At 61.9% G+C, this 16475-nt stretch carries 19 protein-coding genes and 1 pseudogene; 9 read left to right on the forward strand and 11 right to left on the reverse strand.

From position 1 onward, the window contains the following. Positions 1-74: 74 nt before the first annotated feature. On the forward strand, positions 75-332 hold the full coding sequence (locus NKI39_RS18325; RefSeq protein ID WP_023679487.1) for a hypothetical protein: 258 nt from the start codon (positions 75-77) through the stop codon (positions 330-332). Between the two features lie 6 nt (positions 333-338). On the opposite strand, the gene NKI39_RS18330 is transcribed toward NKI39_RS18325, so the two are convergent. The 3 genes from NKI39_RS18330 to NKI39_RS18340 form a co-directional block, all read right to left on the reverse strand. After that, a complete protein-coding gene (locus NKI39_RS18330) occupies positions 339-539 on the reverse strand; it encodes a hypothetical protein (RefSeq protein ID WP_352819913.1) in 201 nt (66 codons plus the stop codon). 43 nt (positions 540-582) lie between these two features. Further along, entirely contained in the window at positions 583-1029 is a 447-nt protein-coding gene (soxR, locus tag NKI39_RS18335) for a redox-sensitive transcriptional activator SoxR (protein WP_352683921.1), read from the reverse strand. Positions 1030-1161: 132 nt separating this feature from the next. Continuing rightward, positions 1162-1620: a tRNA (cytidine(34)-2'-O)-methyltransferase gene (locus NKI39_RS18340; RefSeq protein WP_352683922.1), complete on the reverse strand. Its 459-nt coding sequence runs from the start codon at positions 1618-1620 to the stop codon at positions 1162-1164. 283 nt (positions 1621-1903) lie between these two features. Between NKI39_RS18340 and NKI39_RS18345 the strand changes: the two genes are divergently transcribed. The 4 genes from NKI39_RS18345 to NKI39_RS18360 are packed head-to-tail and all read left to right on the forward strand — an operon-like array spanning position 1904 to position 6580. Further along, the gene (locus NKI39_RS18345) at positions 1904-2446 is read left to right on the forward strand and encodes a hypothetical protein (RefSeq protein WP_352833417.1); all 543 of its coding nucleotides are present in this window, start codon (positions 1904-1906) and stop codon (positions 2444-2446) included. Between the two features lie 21 nt (positions 2447-2467). Beyond that, entirely contained in the window at positions 2468-4363 is a 1896-nt protein-coding gene (locus tag NKI39_RS18350; RefSeq protein ID WP_352833499.1) for an ABC transporter ATP-binding protein, read from the forward strand. Next, positions 4360-6243, forward strand: coding sequence for an ABC transporter ATP-binding protein (locus NKI39_RS18355; RefSeq protein WP_352833420.1), 1884 nt, complete (start codon positions 4360-4362; stop codon positions 6241-6243). Before NKI39_RS18350 ends, NKI39_RS18355 begins: the two co-directional genes overlap by 4 nt. Positions 6244-6265: 22 nt before the next feature. Then, the gene (locus tag NKI39_RS18360; protein WP_352819916.1) at positions 6266-6580 is read left to right on the forward strand and encodes a DUF6665 family protein; all 315 of its coding nucleotides are present in this window, start codon (positions 6266-6268) and stop codon (positions 6578-6580) included. A gap of 27 nt (positions 6581-6607) precedes the next feature. Here NKI39_RS18360 and NKI39_RS18365 read toward each other — a convergent pair. Next, a pseudogene (locus NKI39_RS18365) lies at positions 6608-6963 on the reverse strand (cupin domain-containing protein). Between the two features lie 281 nt (positions 6964-7244). Here NKI39_RS18365 and petA point away from each other — a divergent pair. The 4 genes from petA (at position 7245) to NKI39_RS18385 (ending at position 10844) form a co-directional block, all read left to right on the forward strand. Then, positions 7245-7805 (forward strand): ubiquinol-cytochrome c reductase iron-sulfur subunit, encoded by a 561-nt coding sequence (gene petA / locus NKI39_RS18370; protein ID WP_352541007.1) that lies wholly within the window; start codon positions 7245-7247, stop codon positions 7803-7805. Between the two features lie 16 nt (positions 7806-7821). Next, a complete protein-coding gene (locus NKI39_RS18375) occupies positions 7822-9123 on the forward strand; it encodes a cytochrome b (RefSeq protein WP_352469732.1) in 1302 nt (433 codons plus the stop codon). An 89-nt stretch (positions 9124-9212) separates the two neighbouring features. Then, on the forward strand, positions 9213-10085 hold the full coding sequence (locus NKI39_RS18380; RefSeq protein ID WP_352469733.1) for a cytochrome c1: 873 nt from the start codon (positions 9213-9215) through the stop codon (positions 10083-10085). 213 nt (positions 10086-10298) lie between these two features. After that, the gene (locus NKI39_RS18385) at positions 10299-10844 is read left to right on the forward strand and encodes an adenine phosphoribosyltransferase (RefSeq protein WP_352469734.1); all 546 of its coding nucleotides are present in this window, start codon (positions 10299-10301) and stop codon (positions 10842-10844) included. 46 nt (positions 10845-10890) lie between these two features. Here the strand turns inward: NKI39_RS18385 and NKI39_RS18390 are convergent, their stop codons facing one another. The 7 genes from NKI39_RS18390 to NKI39_RS18420 all read right to left on the reverse strand — a co-directional run bounded on the left by NKI39_RS18390 (position 10891) and on the right by NKI39_RS18420 (position 16287). Next, entirely contained in the window at positions 10891-11361 is a 471-nt protein-coding gene (locus NKI39_RS18390) for a MaoC family dehydratase (protein WP_352772566.1), read from the reverse strand. Beyond that, complete coding sequence (locus NKI39_RS18395; protein WP_352770919.1) at positions 11358-11819, reverse strand: MaoC family dehydratase; 462 nt, start codon at positions 11817-11819, stop codon at positions 11358-11360. Before NKI39_RS18395 ends, NKI39_RS18390 begins: the two co-directional genes overlap by 4 nt. A 134-nt stretch (positions 11820-11953) precedes the next feature. Next, on the reverse strand, positions 11954-12928 hold the full coding sequence (corA, locus tag NKI39_RS18400; protein ID WP_352833425.1) for a magnesium/cobalt transporter CorA: 975 nt from the start codon (positions 12926-12928) through the stop codon (positions 11954-11956). 217 nt (positions 12929-13145) lie between these two features. Next, positions 13146-14249, reverse strand: a complete 1104-nt coding sequence (gene ychF, locus NKI39_RS18405; RefSeq protein WP_352833427.1) for a redox-regulated ATPase YchF — start codon at positions 14247-14249, stop codon at positions 13146-13148. A 77-nt stretch (positions 14250-14326) separates the two neighbouring features. Further along, entirely contained in the window at positions 14327-14890 is a 564-nt protein-coding gene (locus tag NKI39_RS18410) for a hypothetical protein (protein WP_352770921.1), read from the reverse strand. Positions 14891-14893: 3 nt separating this feature from the next. Further along, a complete protein-coding gene (gene pth / locus NKI39_RS18415) occupies positions 14894-15619 on the reverse strand; it encodes an aminoacyl-tRNA hydrolase (protein ID WP_352833430.1) in 726 nt (241 codons plus the stop codon). A 23-nt stretch (positions 15620-15642) separates the two neighbouring features. Further along, positions 15643-16287 (reverse strand): 50S ribosomal protein L25/general stress protein Ctc, encoded by a 645-nt coding sequence (locus tag NKI39_RS18420; protein WP_352469743.1) that lies wholly within the window; start codon positions 16285-16287, stop codon positions 15643-15645. Positions 16288-16475: the final 188 nt, after the last annotated feature.

Genomic DNA, 16475 nt, shown 5'->3' on the forward strand with positions numbered 1-16475 from the left:
CAAATGACTCGTCTTTTCCGGCCGCGATCCCTAATCTCTTGGGTGCAAGGGTCAAGTGTGAATGGAGTTCTTTCGTGCGCACCCCGGCAAGACCGCCGCTGGATGGCCTGAAGAAGAGGCTCGACCGTTCGCGCGCCGAGAACGCGCGCATGCCGCGCGACGGCTTCCTGCGCGAGACCTTCGTGCTGCCGCGCTCCGACGCTCGTCTCAAGGCGAAGGAATGGTTCGAGCGCTTTCCCAAGCAGGCCTATTGGACCGAGATCGAAAGCTGGTTCGAGCGGCCGGGCGACGTGATCGAGTTCACGATACGACGGTTGCCGGCAGCAGATTAAGGGATGTCACGACAAAAATAGATCGCGCAATTTTGGAGAATCTAGAATTAGGTTCTCACCAAGTAGCTTGCCGAATTTTTCGAAGCCCATTTTCTGCGCCTCATCGAAGCTCAAGGACGTATAGGGCGTTGGCATGCCGCCGGAATCGATCCGATAGATCACGATGAGCTGTGTCTCTTCTTCTGCTTGGATTAGATGTCCCAGCACTGAGGTTCCCTTCCGTATCGCACCATAATCGCACTGCTTCCATTTAGGATGCAACAATCAGCCGCCGCGCCCCGGTCCCCTCCCTTGCCAGCCGGTCGCCCTTGTTCCTCAACGGGCACTTGTCGATCGACATGCAGCCGCAGCCGATGCAGTCGGTCAGCCCGTCGCGCAGTTTCTTCAGCTGGGCGATCTTGTGGTCGAGCCCGTCGCGCCAGGCGGTCGATAGCAGGTTCCAGTCATCGCGCGTCGGCGTGCGGCCCTCGGGCAGTGACGCAAGGGCCGTGCCGATCTCGGCCAGTGAGATACCGACCTCCTGCGCTACCTTGATGATCGCGACACGGCGCAGCACGTCGCGGCCGTAGCGCCGCTGGTTGCCTGACGTCCGGTGGCTGCGGATCAGCCCGCGGGCCTCATAGAAATGTAGCGCCGACACCGCCACACCGCTGCGCATGGCCACTTGGCCGACCGTCAATTCCGTTACCGGTGCCATCCCTCTTTTTCCGTTCCGATTTTTTCGCTTGACCTAAAGTTAAGTTGAGCTTGTAGCGAAGAAACCCGGGATCTGCAAACCAAGGAGATGGTGATGTGCGCCTGGGCCAGGATGACGGGAGACGGAGTGCCGTTATCCGAGTTGCCGGATGGCTTCACCCGCCACCATGGCGACGGAAAGCGCGACGTTGATGCTGCGCGCAGCGTCTTGCATGGGAATGGTCAATTGGGCATCCGCCGCTTGATGGACAAGATCCGGAACGCCTGCGGATTCGCGGCCGAACAGAAGAATGTCGTCATCGCCGAAGGCGAAGCTGGTGTAAGGGGTCGTGGCTTTGGTCGACAGCAGCACCAGCCGCCGCTTGGCAAGCTTGCGCCAGTCCTCGAAGGCGTGCCAGTCGACGTGCCGGGTGAGCGCCGCCATTTCGAGGTAGTCCATGCCGGCCCGTTTCAGCGCCCGGTCACCGAGCGGGAAGCCCGCCGGTTCGATGATGTCGACGCCGAGACCGAGGCAAGCGGCGAAGCGCAGGATTGTCCCGGTGTTGCCGGCGATATCAGGCTGGTAGAGCGCGATGCGGAGACGGTCGTTCATTTCCGCGTCTTTCTAATAAGTGGCAGATCAGCCACAGAGCTCTCGCGGTTTTGGAAATTCCTGGACTGGCGGGTGGTCATTTTCTGCGAAGTCGGTTATACGGCCAGCATTGTCAACCCGAACCGACGGAGGGGTAATTCATGATGGCCATGCACATCCACCACCCCTCTCGTGGGCTTACCAGCCCGACGGCGGTTTCGGTACGACGATTCTCCTGACCTTCTAGACTTCAATCGCACCGATTCCCGCCGAAACCTTTTTCGGCCTTTGAAGGAATCCTGCGATGTTTTTCAAGCTGTGGAAGGGGCTGAACGCCCCACCTGAACACGCTTCGACCGATGCCACCATTGCCGCGCCGCGCGTGCCCGCGGCCTGGGTTGGTTCACCCTTCTACCTGCATCTTCAACTGGAGGACGGACCGATGTTCGATCCCTGTAGAATACCCGGCTCAAGAAGCCTGCACGAGCGGAAGACTGCGACCTGGGCGCTTTTGATCGGCGAGACCTACTCGTCGGCGGTTCACGCCGAGACCCGCCGGCGTCCGCATCGCGGTATGCTGCCGGACGTCGATTTCTCGCGCGCCGTTCCGGACTATAGCCGGCCGTCGCTGGTGCGCCGGATCATCAGGCTGATCCGGCCTGGTGCAAAAACCAGCGCGAAAATCCGGATCGTCAAAACGTCGTCAGCATCGTCAAACGAGACTGTCGGCGAAAGGCCCGCGACAACCTATATAGCGCGAAGCAGGACCGGCGAGGCGGACGATTCCGTATCGCCGGTCCTTGACGCCATGCGGTCTGGGCACCCCGTCCGTTCGCGTGCCGCGTGAGCGGAAACAGGTATTGTGAGCATCTCTACGTTTAGCTGGTTTGAAAAAAGGCTCGATCCGTTCCCTGCCAAGGAGCCGGTCGAGCCGCCGCGGACACTGATCGCCTTCTGCGTGCATTATACGCGCGGCGCGTGGCCCTACATCGCTCTCGATGCGGTACTGGTGACGGCCATCGCCCTTGCCGAGGTGTGGATGTTCGGCTTCATGGGCCGGATCGTCGACTGGCTGTCCGGACAGAATCGCGAGACATTCCTGCAGACCGAAGGCTTGAAGCTGGCCGGGATGGCCTTCATCGTGGTTTTCGCGCTGCCGGCGACGGTCTGGTTCCATTCGCTGCTCAACCAGCAGACGCTGATGGGTAATTATCCGATGCGTATCCGCTGGCAGGTGCATCGTTACCTGCTCAAGCAGTCGATGAGCTTCTATCAGGACGAGTTTGCCGGGCGCATCGCGACCAAGCTGATGCAGACCGCGCTCGCGGTGCGCGAGTGCGTCATCAAGCTCATCGATGTGCTCAACTATATCGTCGTCTATTTTCTCGGCATGCTGTTCATCGTCGGCTCGGCAGACTGGCGGCTGGCTGCGCCGCTTGCCGTCTGGCTTGCCGGATATGTCCTGCTGTTGCGCTATTTCATCCCGCGGCTGGGCAAGGTCGGCGAGGAGCAGGCCAATGCGCGCTCGACCATGACCGGCCGTGTCGTCGACAGCTACTCCAACATCCAGACGGTCAAGCTGTTCTCGCATGCGCGGCGCGAGGCATCCTTCGCCAAGGACGGTATGGCCGGCTTTCTCGACACCGTTTACCGGTCGATGCGGTTGGTGACTCAGCTCTACGGCCTGCTCTACGTCCTGAATTCGCTGCTGTTGTTTTCGGTCACCGCAATCTCGCTATGGCTGTGGCTCGGCCAAGCCGTGACGATCGGCGCCGTCGCCCTGGTCATCGGCCTCGTGCTTCGGCTCTGGGGCATGTCGCAATGGATCATGTGGGAGATGTCCACGCTGTTCGAGAATATCGGCACGGTGCAGGACGGCATCGCCTCGATCTCGCTGCCGCGCCTCGTCGAAGACCGGCCTGGCGCCAAGGATATTGCCGTGACCAAGGGGGAGATCCGTTTTGAGGACATCCGCTTCCACTATGGCAAGCAGAAGGGCGTGATCGAAAGCCTGTCGCTGACGGTGAAGCCGGGCGAGAAGGTCGGCATCGTCGGCCGTTCGGGTGCCGGCAAGTCGACGCTGGTCAATCTTCTGTTGCGCTTCTATGACCTCGAAAGCGGCAAGGTCCTGATCGACGGCCAGGACATTGCGGCGGTGACGCAGGACTCGCTGCGCGCCCAGATCGGCATGGTCACGCAGGACACCTCGCTGCTGCATCGCTCGGTGCGCGAGAATATCCTCTATGGCCGGCCGGACGCCAGCGACCAGATGCTGATCGAGGCGGCGCGGCGCGCCGAGGCGCTGGATTTCATCGCCGGATTGTCGGATTCTAACGGTCGAAAGGGTTTCGACGCGCATGTCGGTGATCGCGGCGTCAAATTGTCCGGCGGCCAGCGGCAACGCATCGCCATAGCCCGTGTCATGCTGAAGGACGCACCAATCCTTATCCTCGACGAAGCGACCTCCGCCCTCGATTCCGAGGCCGAGGCGGCCATCCAGGAGAACCTCTACAGACTGATGCAAGGCAAGACCGTCATCGCCATTGCGCACCGGCTGTCGACGATCGCCGCCATGGACCGGCTCGTCGTTATGGACAAGGGCCGCGTCATCGAGGAAGGTTCGCATGAGGAACTGGTTGCCAGCGGCGGGCTCTACGCCCAGCTCTGGCAACGCCAGTCGGGCGGCTTCCTGCTCGACGACGGCCCCTCCGCCAACGATGCAGCCGCCAACGATGCAATCGCCAAGGGTGAAGCCGCCGAATGATGACTGCCATCTACCGCTGGTTCGAGAACTGGGTCTATCCATTCCGCGAGCCTGCGGACCTTCGCCCACCTGCCGGCGTCAGGGGTTTCCTCTGGCATTATGTCGGGCAGGCGAAGATCGCCTTCTTCGCCATGCTGGTGATCGGCGGCATCGCGCCGCTGGTCGAAGCCGGACTGTTCTATTTCGTCGGGCGGCTGGTCGACATCCTCGACCAGCTTCCCGGTGAACGCAGCTGGCACGCTCTGTGGACTGCCGCCGGCCCGGAACTTGTCTTCATGATCGCGGTGGTGCTGGTCATCCGCACCATTGTCGTCGGCCTGTCGGCGCTGGTCGACGAGCAGACGATCACGCCGGGTTTCTATAATCTGGTGCGCTGGCAGGCGCATCGCCATGTCTCGCGCCAATCCTACGCCTTCTTCCAGAACGACTTTGCCGGGCGTATCGCGACCAAGGTCTGGCAGGCGGGACAGGCGACCGGCGATCTGATGGAAAGCTTCATCGAGGTGGTCTGGTTCATGGTCGTCTATACGGTGACGACGCTGGCGCTGGTCGCCGGGCTCGATCTCCGGCTGGCGGTGCTGGTGGTGATCTGGATTACCGCCTTCGGCTTTCTGGCCAGGCGCTATTTGCCGGCAATCCGCAAACATGCCGAAGCCACCGCCGAAGCCGGCTCGATGATCACCGGCCGCCTTGTCGATTCCTATTCGAACGTGCAGACGTTGAAACTGTTCTCGGCCGATGGCGACGACCGCTACATCAGGAACGGCTTCGACATCTATCTCGACGCGCTGCGCCCGTTCACCCGCAGGCTGACCGGCGTGCGCATGGCGCTGACGATGCTGTCGGGCATTATGATCACGGCGATCGCCTGCTTTGCCGTTTATCTCTGGGTCGAGGGTTCGATCACAGTCGGCGCCGTGGCTTTCACGCTGTCTTTGGTGCTGCGGCTGAACATGCTGCTCGGCCGGCTGATGATGCAGCTCAACGGCATCTTGCGGAACCTCGGCGTGCTGGAGAATTCCAAGGCGCTGATCTCACAGCCGCTCGGCCTGACCGATGCGCCGGACGCGAAAGAGCTTGTCGTCGGCGGCGGGCGCATCAACGTCAGCAATGTGGAGTTCCACTACGGCAAGGGGTCCGGCGTGCTCAACGGCATCGACCTCGTCGTGCGGCAGGGCGAAAAGGTCGGCCTGGTCGGCCCGTCCGGCGCCGGCAAGACGACCTTGGTCAATCTGATCCTGCGCCTCTACGACCTCGAGAGCGGCAAGATCACCATTGACGGGCAGGACGTCTCCAGGGTCACGCAGAATTCGCTGCGCGCCAATATCGGCGTCGTCAGCCAGGATACGGCACTTTTCCACCGCTCGCTGCGCGACAACATCAAGCTCGGCATGCCGGAAGCGACCGACGCCGAGGTGGTCGCGGCAGCGAAGAAGGCCGAGGCGCACGAGTTCATCCTCGGTCTGCGCGACAATCGCGATCGTATCGGCTACGAGGCCTATGTCGGCGAGCGCGGCGTCAAGCTCTCCGGCGGCCAGCGCCAGCGCGTGGCGATCGCCCGCGTCTTCCTCAAGGATGCGCCGATCCTGGTGCTCGATGAGGCGACCTCGGCGCTCGATTCCGACATCGAGGCGGCGATCCAGGAAAATCTGGCAAGGCTGATGGAAGGCAAGACGGTCATCGCCATCGCGCATCGGCTGTCGACCATTGCGGCACTCGACCGGCTGGTGGTGCTCGACGAGGGCCGCATCGTCGAGCAAGGCACGCATGACGAGCTGGTCGGGCTCGACGGGCTCTATGCCAGGCTGTGGAAGCGGCAGTCCGGAGGTTTCCTGTTCAACGAGGAGAGCGCGCTGGCCGAGACCCGGCCGGCGGAGTAGTTTCTAAAGACCGGAGTAGACCATGGCGGTGAGAATGCCATCGAATTTCGGACGGTCCGGCGCGCAGGAGAGCGCGTTGGACCTGCTTGGCCATGAAATCCTCGGCGAGAAGGCGGCCGCGCTCGGCCGCGCCGGCCGGCGCGTCGAGGAAACATTGACGAGGCTGCGCGAGAATTGCGACGATGTCGACCGCGCCCGGCTGCTCAGGGATGCAGCCGAAGCGGTGCACGGGTATTTCATCCAGCGCGAACTCTGCGGCCTTCGCAAGCACGACGCGGTGATCCGGGAATACAACATTCCCAACGCCGTGCTGGCCAGGCTCGGCGCCAGCGCATGATCCGAACCGGAACTGGTTTGAGAAGCGTTATTCCAGCCACTCGGTGATGAAGCTGCCGTTCTCGTGTATGTCGGTGGTTTCCAGCGGGCCTGGCCCGACATTGGTGAATTTGTGCGGCGTGTTCGGCGGTACGACCAGGATCTGGCCGGCGGTGGCCTCGATCTGCCGGTCGCCGACGGTGAACAGGCCGGTGCCGGTCCGGATAATAAAAATCTCGCAATAGGGATGGCTGTGCAGCCTGGGGCCGCCGCCGATCTCGGGCAGGTAGTGAAGATCAGGCAGCTGCGGGAGCCGTAAGCTCCGCCTTGCAGCTCGCCCTGCCAGTGGTCGGGCCAGCGGTCGGGCGCTTCGGCCCATTTGCCGCGGTCTATGACATGCGCCATAGGCCGAGGATAAACCGGGCCAGCGCCAGCTGTCGAGGCGAACGCAGCCATTTGGTTTTGCTGCTGTTTTCCAATCGTTCCGCCGTGCGAATTACGCCCCCGCGACAATCTGCCCTTGTGCCTTCACCCGTCTGGACAAAAACAGGCTTCACGCATAAACCCAAGTCCCAAATGCCGGAGGAATTCGCTAGCCTGTTCGCCATGCGCTGTCGGGCCGGCGCGATTGAGCGGGGAACAAGGCTCGGCCGCCGGCACGGAAGAGGCGAAAGGATCAGGCACCCGTGAGCGCAACCGACACCCAGGATCCCAACCGTCGTGATTTTCTCTACGTCGCCACCGGCATGGCCGCAGTGGTCGGCGCGGGCGCCGTTGCCTGGCCATTCATCGACCAGATGCGCCCGGATGCCTCGACGCTGGCGCTCGCCTCGGTCGAGGTCGACGTCTCCTCGCTGACGCCGGGAATGTCGCTCGTCGTGAAGTGGCGCGGCAAGCCGGTTGTCGTGCGCAACCGCACCGAAAAAGAGATGAAGGACGCCGAGGCGGTCAATCTCGCCGAACTCAAGGATCCAATTGCCCGCAATGCCAACCTGCCGGCCGACGCGCCGGCAACCGACGCCAACCGGACCACGCCGGGCAAGGAAGCCTGGATGGTGATGGTCCAGGTCTGCACCCATCTCGGCTGCATCCCGCTCGGCCAGGAAGGCGATTTCGGCGGCTGGTTCTGCCCATGCCACGGTTCGCAATACGATACGGCCGGCCGCATCCGAAAGGGACCGGCGCCGGAGAACATGGCGGTGCCGGTGTTTCAATTCGTTTCCGACACCAAGATCCGTATCGGCTGAGGCAAGGGATATTTCGATGAGCGAGGGACACTCGACCTATACGCCCAAGACCGGTATCGGACGCTGGTTCGATTCCCGCATGCCGCTCCCGCGGCTGGTCTATGACAGCTTCATCGCCTATCCGGTGCCGCGCAACCTGAACTATGCCTGGACCTTCGGCGGCATCCTTGCGCTTATGTTGGCGGCGCAGATCCTGACCGGTATCGTGCTGGCCATGCACTATGCGGCCGACAGCACTCTCGCCTTCGATTCGGTCGAAAAGATCATGCGCGACGTGAATTCGGGCTGGCTGCTGCGCTACCTGCATTCGAACGGCGCGTCGTTCTTCTTCGTCGCCGTCTACATCCATATCTTCCGCGGGCTCTACTACGGCTCCTACAAGGCGCCGCGCGAGCTGCTGTGGATCCTCGGCTGTATCATCTACCTGCTGATGATGGCGACCGGATTCATGGGCTACGTGCTGCCCTGGGGCCAGATGAGCTTCTGGGGCGCCACCGTCATCACCGGTTTCTTCACCGCCATACCTCTGGTCGGCGACTGGATCCAGCAGCTTTTGCTCGGCGGCTTCGCGGTCGACAATCCGACGCTGAACCGCTTCTTTGCGCTGCATTACCTTCTGCCGTTCATGATCGCCGGCGTTGTCGTGCTGCACATCTGGGCGCTTCACGTCGTCGGCCAGAACAATCCGACCGGCATCGAGGTCAAATCGAAGACCGACACGCTCGCCTTCACGCCTTACGCGACCATCAAGGATGGGTTCGGCATGATCGTGTTCCTGTTCGTCTTCGCCTATTTCGTCTTTTATCTGCCGAACTATCTCGGCCATCCGGACAATTACACCGTTGCCAACCCCCTGAAGACGCCGGCCCACATTGTGCCGGAATGGTATTTCCTGCCGTTCTACGCGATCCTGCGCGCTATCACCTTCAATATCGGGCCCATCAACTCCAAGCTCGGCGGCGTGCTCTGCATGTTCGGCGCGATTGTCATGCTGTTCCTGGTGCCGTGGCTCGACACCTCGAAGGTGCGCTCGGCAGTCTACCGGCCCTGGTACAAGCTGTTCTTCTGGCTGTTCGTGGCCGACTCCATCCTGCTCGGCTGGCTGGGCTCGCAGCCGGCCGAGGGCAGCTATGTATTCATGGCGCAGATGGCGACGCTGTTCTACTTCGCCTTCTTCCTGGTAGCGCTGCCGGTGCTCGGGCTGATCGAAAAGCCGCGGCGGCTGCCGAACTCGATCACCGAGGCGGTGCTCGAGAAGAACAAGGGCGGCGGTGGACATCCTGCCGGCGCCACGACCGCGCCGGAAACCAAGGGCTGAGCATGATTCCGAAAAGTGGAAACCGGTACTCGGACAAGGTCATGCTCGAGACGGTGACGGCGCGTCAGAGAATCTCAAGGGGATTTGGCATGAAGAAGATTCTCTCCTCGCTGGCGCTGCTTGGCCTTGTGGCCGCGGGCATGGGTGCCGCAAGCACTGGAGCCAGCGCCCAGGAAGAGGCGCACAATGAGGCGGCGCCGACGCATTTCCCGATACACGAACCGAAGGAAATGGATTGGAGCTTCGCCGGGCCATTCGGCACCTACGACAAGGCCCAGCTGCAGCGCGGGCTGAAGGTCTACAAGGAAGTCTGCTCGGCCTGCCATTCGATGAATTTGGTGGCGTTCCGTACACTGGAGGGCCTTGGCTATTCGGATGCGCAGATCAAGACGCTGGCGGCCGAATATACGATCCATGACGGACCGAACGATGCCGGCGACATGTTCGATCGTCCCGGCAAGCCGTCCGACCATTTCCCGGCGCCGTTCCCCAATGTGGAAGCGGCGGCGGCGGCAAATGGCGGCGCAGCACCGCCCGACATGTCGCTGCTGGCAAAGGCGCGCGGGGTCGAACGCGGCTTCCCGCGCTTCGTCTTCGATATCTTTACCCAGTATGCCCAGGGCGGCCCCGACTACATCCACTCGCTGCTGACCGGCTACGACCAGCAGCCGCCGGCGGGCATGGTCATACCAGAAGGCACGTACTACAATCCGTACTTCCTGTCCGGCGTGTCGCTGAAGATGCCGAAGCCGCTCTCTGACGGCCAGGTAACCTATGATGACGGCGCGCCGCAGACGGTCGACCAGTATTCGCGTGACGTGTCGGCCTTCCTGATGTGGGCGGCCGAGCCACACCTCGAGGACCGCAAGAAGACCGGCTTTCGCGTACTGGTCTTCCTGCTGCTGTTCGGCGCACTGGTCTACCTGACCAAGCGCAAGGTGTGGGCCGGCGTGGCGCACTGAGCCCTGCGATCTACGAGAATGCGAGGGCGTCGAAAGACGCCCTTCTCATTGCAGGCATGTCGATTCATCGCTGCCGGCGCAGAGTGGCCCCTTTGCCGGACAATTTTCCGTCAGGCGTCACATGGCCGTAGCCGGACTTAGCTGCACCGGGTTACGATTGGCCAATTCCCTTCACGTCTTCAGCCGAATCTGAAAGGCCCGGAGAGCCGCTTGATGAAATCCTCGCTCGAAGAGACGCTGCTTGCCGCGATCCGCACCATTCCGGATTATCCCAAGCCGGGCATCCTGTTTCGCGACATCACCACGCTGCTCGGCAATGCGCGGGCCTTCCGCCGCGCCATCGACGAACTGGTGCATCCCTATGCCGGCCTCAAGATCGACAAGATCGCCGGCATCGAGGCGCGCGGCTTCATTCTCGGCGGCGCCATCGCCCACCAGCTCTCGGCCGGCTTCGTGCCGATCCGCAAGAAGGGCAAGTTGCCTTCCGAGACGGTGCGCGTCGCCTACAGCCTGGAATACGGGCTGGACGAGATGGAGATGCACAAAGACGGTGTTTCTCCAGGCGAGAAGGTAATCCTCGTCGACGATTTGATCGCCACTGGCGGCACGGCCGAGGCGGCCGTCAAGCTATTGCGGCAGATCGGCGCCGACATCCTCGCCGCCTGCTTCGTCATCGACCTGCCGGACCTTGGCGGCCGCGAGAGGTTAGAGGCGCTCGGCGTACCGGTGAGGACGCTGATCGGGTTTGAGGGGCATTGAGCGTTTCTTCCTTCTCCCCTTCTTGTGGAGAAGGGAAGAACTCCGCTCACTCCACCTTCACCAGCACGGCACTTTCGAATTCGATGACCTTGTCGCCGGTCGAATCGAAGGCCTCCGAGCGGAGCGTCAGCAGCCGCCAGCCCGGTCGCGAGGCGATGGGGCGATGGGCCAGCGCGGTGCGGGTGAAAGTCACGGTTTCCCCGGCATAGACAGGTTTGGGCCATTTGAGGTTCTTGAAGCCGGGCGAGGGACCGAATTCCGGCACCGGCCCGGGACCGGGCCAGCGGGCGACCTCTGCCTCTATGCCAGCCTGGAGGTTCAATTTCATCCAGGTGGCGGCGGTGTGCCAGCCCGAGGCGCAGAGCCCGCCGAATATGCTGTTCCTCGCCGCCTCTTCGTCGATATGGAATATCTGCGGGTCGTATTTGCGGGCGAACGCCTTGACCGCCTCCGGTTCGAATCGATGTGAACCGAGCGTGACGGTGATACCGATGCAGAAGAATTCGTCGAGGCTCACGCACTGCCCTCGCGGGTGAGGAACATGACGGTGTTTTCGAGCTCGAAAACACCTTCGCCGCGCTGGTTGAACAACTCGCTGCGCATGGTCACCAGGCCAAGGCGGGGTTTCGATCTGGACAGTCGCTTGGCAAGGACGGTGGTGCTGCCGGTCAACAGGTCGCCGGCCAGGACAGGCCGTTTCCATTTGACCTGGTCGACGCCCGGCGCGCCCTGGGAGGTCGAGTCGAGCAGGAAGGCATCGCACAGCATGCGCATGAACATGGCGCAGGTGTGCCAGCCTGAAGCCGCCAGCCCGCCGAGGATGCTGGCCTTGCCCGCGGCCTCGTCGAGATGCATCGGCTGGGCATCGAACTCGTTGGCGAATTCTATGATTTCGGCGGCGCTTACCAGCTTGGTGCCCAGGTCGAGCGAAGCGCCCTCGACAAAATCCTCATAAGCCCAGGTCTTTGCGGTCATGGTCTGGAAATCCTGTTCAGGATTGTACGATCGCTACGGGTCCGGGTCCCGGATGCAGGCAGGGCGGCATTTGGTCAAGCAATTTCTATTGCGCCAGCCCGCTGCGCCCAAGCCGCAGCGCGGTATTGACGACCCTATAGCCAGCCGCGGCGGCGGAAATACCAGAAGGGCAGGATTGCCGAAAGCACCATCATGCCGATGGCGAAGGGATAGCCAAAGTGCCATTTGAGCTCAGGGATGATGTCGAAATTCATGCCGTAGATCGAAGCGACAAGCGTCGGCGGCAGGAAGATGACAGCGGCGACGGAGAAGATCTTGATGATGGCGTTCTGCTCGATCGAGATCATGCCGAGCGTCGCGTCGAGCAGGAAGCTGATCTTCTGCGACAGGAACGTGGCGTGGTCGGCGAGCGACAGCACGTCGCGCGACAAGGTCTTGATGCGAGCGCGGATATCCTTGCTCATCCTGCTTTGCGTGGAGGCATGGGCGAGAAAGCCGGCAAGGCGCTGCAGCGAGATTAGGCTGTCGCGGATCGAGGAGGCGAGGTCCTCCTTGCGGCCAATGCCTTTCAACAGCTCCTGGAAGTCGCGGTTGCGCTTGGAAACCTTGGTCGAGCGTGCCTCGAAGATGTCGCGCGAGATCGCCTCGACGTCGCGGCCGGCGCGCTCCAGAATGTCGGCGAGGCGGTCGACGATCGCCTCCAGCAGTCCGATCAGGATGGTGTCGCCGCTGGTGCAGCCGGTCGCCACCTTCTCGGCGCGCAGCGGAAAGGTCTTGAACGCCTTCGGCTCGTGGTAACGCACGGTGATCAGCCTGCTTCCGGCGAGCACGAAGGTGACCGGCGACATCAAGGGATCGTTCACCTCGGTCTGCGCAGGCAGAATGGCGGTCATGAAGTAGGCGCCGTCCTCGACGTAGAGACGGCTCGAGATCTCGATCTCCTCCATCTCTTCCCGCGTCGGAACGGCGATGCCGAGCCAGGTCTCGATTGTCGTCTCTTCCTCCTTTGTCGGGTTGAAGAGGTCGACCCAGACGACAGTGTCGCTGTTTTGCACGAGATCGTCGACCAGGCGCAGGCGATCATTGTCGACGACGAAGGCCTTGATCATCGCCGGGTCTCCCTTGCTGTTGCCAAAGAGCGTTCGTTTGGAGGGGGCGCGTCAGTCACATCGCACGGACACGGGCAGGCGAGGCGCGAGGCCGGTGCAGAGGCCCCTTAGACCCCGCACGATGGCCCGTCAAGCAGCGCAAGAGCCACTGCGACGCCCTGCTTTGAAGTTTGTCATCGAGCGACGGCAATGGTGACCATTGGGCTCCCTCGCCAGGTCAGGTGTTGAACTTGAACAGCATGATGTCGCCGTCCTGGACGACATACTCCTTGCCTTCGTCGCGCGCCTTGCCGGCCTCCTTGGCCGCGACTTCGCCGCCTAGCCTGACGAAGTCCTCATAGGCGATGGTCTGGGCGCGGATGAAGCCGCGCTCGAAATCGGTGTGGATGACGCCTGCTGCCTGCGGCGCCTTGGCGCCCTTGTGCACGGTCCAGGCGCGTGTCTCCTTGGGGCCAACGGTAAAGTAGGTGATGAGCTGGAGCAGCTCGTAGCCGGCGCGGATGACCTTGTTCAGGCCGGGTTCGTCCAGACCGAGCGTTGCCAGGAATTCCATTTCCTCTTCGTCCGAGAGCTGGGCGACCTCGGCCTCGATCGCCGCGGAAATCACAACGGTGCGGGCACCTTGCGCGGCGGCCATCTTCTCGACCGCCCTGGTATGCGCGTTGCCGGTGGCGGCATCGGCTTCCGCGACGTTGCAGACGTAAAGCACCGGGTGTGAGGTCAAGAGACTCAGCCCCTGCAGGATGCGTAGATCCTCAGCCGAGATGCCGTTGAGCAGGATGCGGGCGGGCTTGCCGGCCTGCAGCAGTTCAAGCGCCGCTTCCATCATCGGAAGTGCGGTCGCTGCTTCCTTGTCCTTGCCGGCGGCACGCTTGCGGATCTGCACGATGCGGCGCTCAAGGCTGTCGAGGTCGGCAAGCATCAATTCGGTTTCGACGGTCTCGGCATCAGCGACAGGATCGATGCGGCCCTCGACATGGGTGACGTCGTCATCCTCGAAGCAGCGCAGCACATGGACGATGGCGTCGACCTCACGGATGTTGGCGAGGAATTGGTTGCCAAGCCCTTCGCCTTTGGAGGCGCCACGCACCAGGCCGGCAATGTCGACGAACGAGATGCGGGTCGGGATGATCTCCTTCGACTTGCCGATCGCGGCGATCTTCTGCAGGCGCGGGTCGGGCACCGCCACCTCGCCGGTATTCGGTTCGATGGTGCAGAACGGATAATTGGCGGCCTGCGCGGCCGCCGTCCTGGTCAACGCATTGAAGAGCGTCGACTTGCCGACATTGGGCAAGCCAACGATGCCGCATTTGAAACCCATTTTTGTCTGGTCCTATCGGGAAATCGAAATTTAATCAGGGCTATGGGCGAAAGCCCCGATGATCGTCAAGGCGCAATTCAATTCAGACGCTGCGCGATGTCATCGGTGCCTATCGCCAACGAACGAACGCCGGACCTGCTCAGTATTTGCAGAAGATGCCAGAACGCGTCGACCTCAGCGGTTCCGAAATCGATGGTCAGTTGCCCCTCGAGCAATTGCGCACTGTGAATGACGTTTCCGACGGTCTCCGATGTTTCACGCTCGCTATCGATATCGAACCAGCCGCGAAACCATTCGTCGAAGAGATCGCCGTCGAGCTCATTTATAGGGAATTTAAAATGAACCTCATCCCACCTGAAAGGTGAGATGAGGACATCCATTCCACCCATCCCGGCGTGAATATCCGGAGAGAATTTCACATAGGAATCGCTGTTGATGAATTGCGGATTTGGCTGTCCGTCATTACTGACGAAATCAACCGCGATGAAATTTCGATAGAAGGAATCGACGTTCGAAAACTTGATTTCGGTCGCATGCGATCCTTGGCTGTTGCGAGCAAGTTCGCCGGCAGCGGTGACGAAATAATCAACATACTTCTGTCTGATGAGACGGACCAATTCCTGAATGTCATCCAGATCCATGGCTCAGTCCTTGCCGCCAAAAAGCTTCTTCAGCATGGCCGCCATCGGGCCGGTTTCGGGCAGCTTGGCCGCCGGCTGCTGCGGCCGCGCCTGGCGGACGTGGCTTTGCGCCTTTGGCGCCTTGGGCGGCGGGCGATCGTCGTCGTCCGTCGGCGTGAGCTTGTCGCGCAGCGCCAGCGTCACGCGGTTCATGAACGAATTGTCGTCGCCCTTGGCAAGCAATCCGGCACCATCGGCGATTGCGTCGAGCAGCACGTCCAGCCATTCGCGGTCGCCCTTGGCGAAATCGCCAAGCACATGGCCGTGCACCATTTCCTTGACGCCGGGATGGCCGACGCCGATGCGCACACGGCGAAAATCCTTGCCGACGTGCTGGTCGAGGGAGCGGATGCCGTTGTGGCCGCCGGAACCGCCACCGACTTTGACCCGCACCTTGCCGGCGGCAAGGTCGATCTCGTCATAAAAGACAGTCAGCGCCGAAGGGCCGAGCTTGTAGAAGCGCAAGGCTTCGCCGACCGCCTGGCCGGACAGGTTCATGAAGGTCTGCGGCTTGATCAGGATCACCTTTTCGCCGGCAAGCGTGCCTTCGGCAATCAGACCCTGGAATTTCTTCGACCAAGGCGAAAAGGAATGGCGGCGGGCCATCGCGTCCGCCGCCATGAAGCCGACATTGTGCCGGTTGTTGGCGTATTTCGCGCCCGGATTGCCGAGGCCTGCAAAGACAAGCATCGTCGCCTCCGGGCGGGAAGGGGTTACTTCTCTTCGGCGGCAGGAGCCGCTTCGGGCGCAGCCGCTTCAGTCGTCTCTTCCGCAGCCTCCGGCTTCATCGCCGAGGAGCCGGCAATGGTCGCGATGGTGAAGTCGCGGTCGGAGATCACCGGCTTGACGCCGGCCGGCAAGGTGACGGCCGAAATGTGGATCGAATCGCCGATATCGGTACCGGTGAGATCGACGGTGATGAAATCCGGGATCGCATTGGCCGGGCAGTGGAACTCGACCTCGTGGCGCACGATGTTGAGCACGCCGCCGCGTTTGATGCCGGGCGACTTGTCTTCATTGATGAAGTGCACGGGCACATCGACGTTGACTTCGGTATCCTTGCCGATGCGCAGGAAATCGACATGGACAGGGAAATCCTTGACCGGGTCGAGCTGAAAATCCTTGGGCAGAACCTGGATCTTGTTGCCGTCGACATCGATCGTGGCGACCGTGGTCAGAAACCCGCCGCCATGGATCTTGTAGTAGATGTCCTTGTAGGTCAGCGCAATCGCCAGGGGAGGCTGCTTGTCGCCGTAAATCACTGCAGGCACTTTACCGTTGCGGCGAACTGCACGGGCGGACCCCTTACCGACCTGTTCGCGCGCTTCGGCCTTGAGCTCGTAAGTATCGTGGCTCATGGCATTTCCTTTCGCGTTGTTCTGGAGCGTTCGCGGCCGGCAACGTGCCGGGGCCGTAAACGTCGAAAGCCGACATAGCTGACGCATGACCTGGTCCGAAAACCGGAATCCACTTTTCGGGATCATGCGGGAAGGCGGCCTTCCGCCGCGTTGCCTCCAAGGGTGTCTACGCGGGTGGCGGCTCTATA

Source organism: Mesorhizobium sp. M0664, assembly GCF_040320565.1.
Lineage (GTDB): Bacteria > Pseudomonadota > Alphaproteobacteria > Rhizobiales > Rhizobiaceae > Mesorhizobium.

Excerpts from the sequence above, each read along its gene's own strand:
- soxR (WP_352683921.1), bottom strand. The coding sequence starts at position 1,029 with ATGGCACCGGTAACGGAATTGACGGTCGGCCAAGTGGCCATGCGCAGC.
- NKI39_RS18340 (WP_352683922.1), bottom strand. The coding sequence starts at position 1,620 with ATGAACGACCGTCTCCGCATCGCGCTCTACCAGCCTGATATCGCCGGC.
- NKI39_RS18345 (WP_352833417.1), top strand. The coding sequence starts at position 1,904 with ATGTTTTTCAAGCTGTGGAAGGGGCTGAACGCCCCACCTGAACACGCT.
- NKI39_RS18355 (WP_352833420.1), top strand. The coding sequence starts at position 4,360 with ATGATGACTGCCATCTACCGCTGGTTCGAGAACTGGGTCTATCCATTC.
- NKI39_RS18360 (WP_352819916.1), top strand. The coding sequence starts at position 6,266 with ATGGCGGTGAGAATGCCATCGAATTTCGGACGGTCCGGCGCGCAGGAG.
- NKI39_RS18375 (WP_352469732.1), top strand. The coding sequence starts at position 7,822 with ATGAGCGAGGGACACTCGACCTATACGCCCAAGACCGGTATCGGACGC.
- NKI39_RS18380 (WP_352469733.1), top strand. The coding sequence starts at position 9,213 with ATGAAGAAGATTCTCTCCTCGCTGGCGCTGCTTGGCCTTGTGGCCGCG.
- NKI39_RS18385 (WP_352469734.1), top strand. The coding sequence starts at position 10,299 with ATGAAATCCTCGCTCGAAGAGACGCTGCTTGCCGCGATCCGCACCATT.
- NKI39_RS18395 (WP_352770919.1), bottom strand. The coding sequence starts at position 11,819 with ATGACCGCAAAGACCTGGGCTTATGAGGATTTTGTCGAGGGCGCTTCG.
- corA (WP_352833425.1), bottom strand. The coding sequence starts at position 12,928 with ATGATCAAGGCCTTCGTCGTCGACAATGATCGCCTGCGCCTGGTCGAC.
- ychF (WP_352833427.1), bottom strand. The coding sequence starts at position 14,249 with ATGGGTTTCAAATGCGGCATCGTTGGCTTGCCCAATGTCGGCAAGTCG.
- NKI39_RS18410 (WP_352770921.1), bottom strand. The coding sequence starts at position 14,890 with ATGGATCTGGATGACATTCAGGAATTGGTCCGTCTCATCAGACAGAAG.
- pth (WP_352833430.1), bottom strand. The coding sequence starts at position 15,619 with ATGCTTGTCTTTGCAGGCCTCGGCAATCCGGGCGCGAAATACGCCAAC.
- NKI39_RS18420 (WP_352469743.1), bottom strand. The coding sequence starts at position 16,287 with ATGAGCCACGATACTTACGAGCTCAAGGCCGAAGCGCGCGAACAGGTC.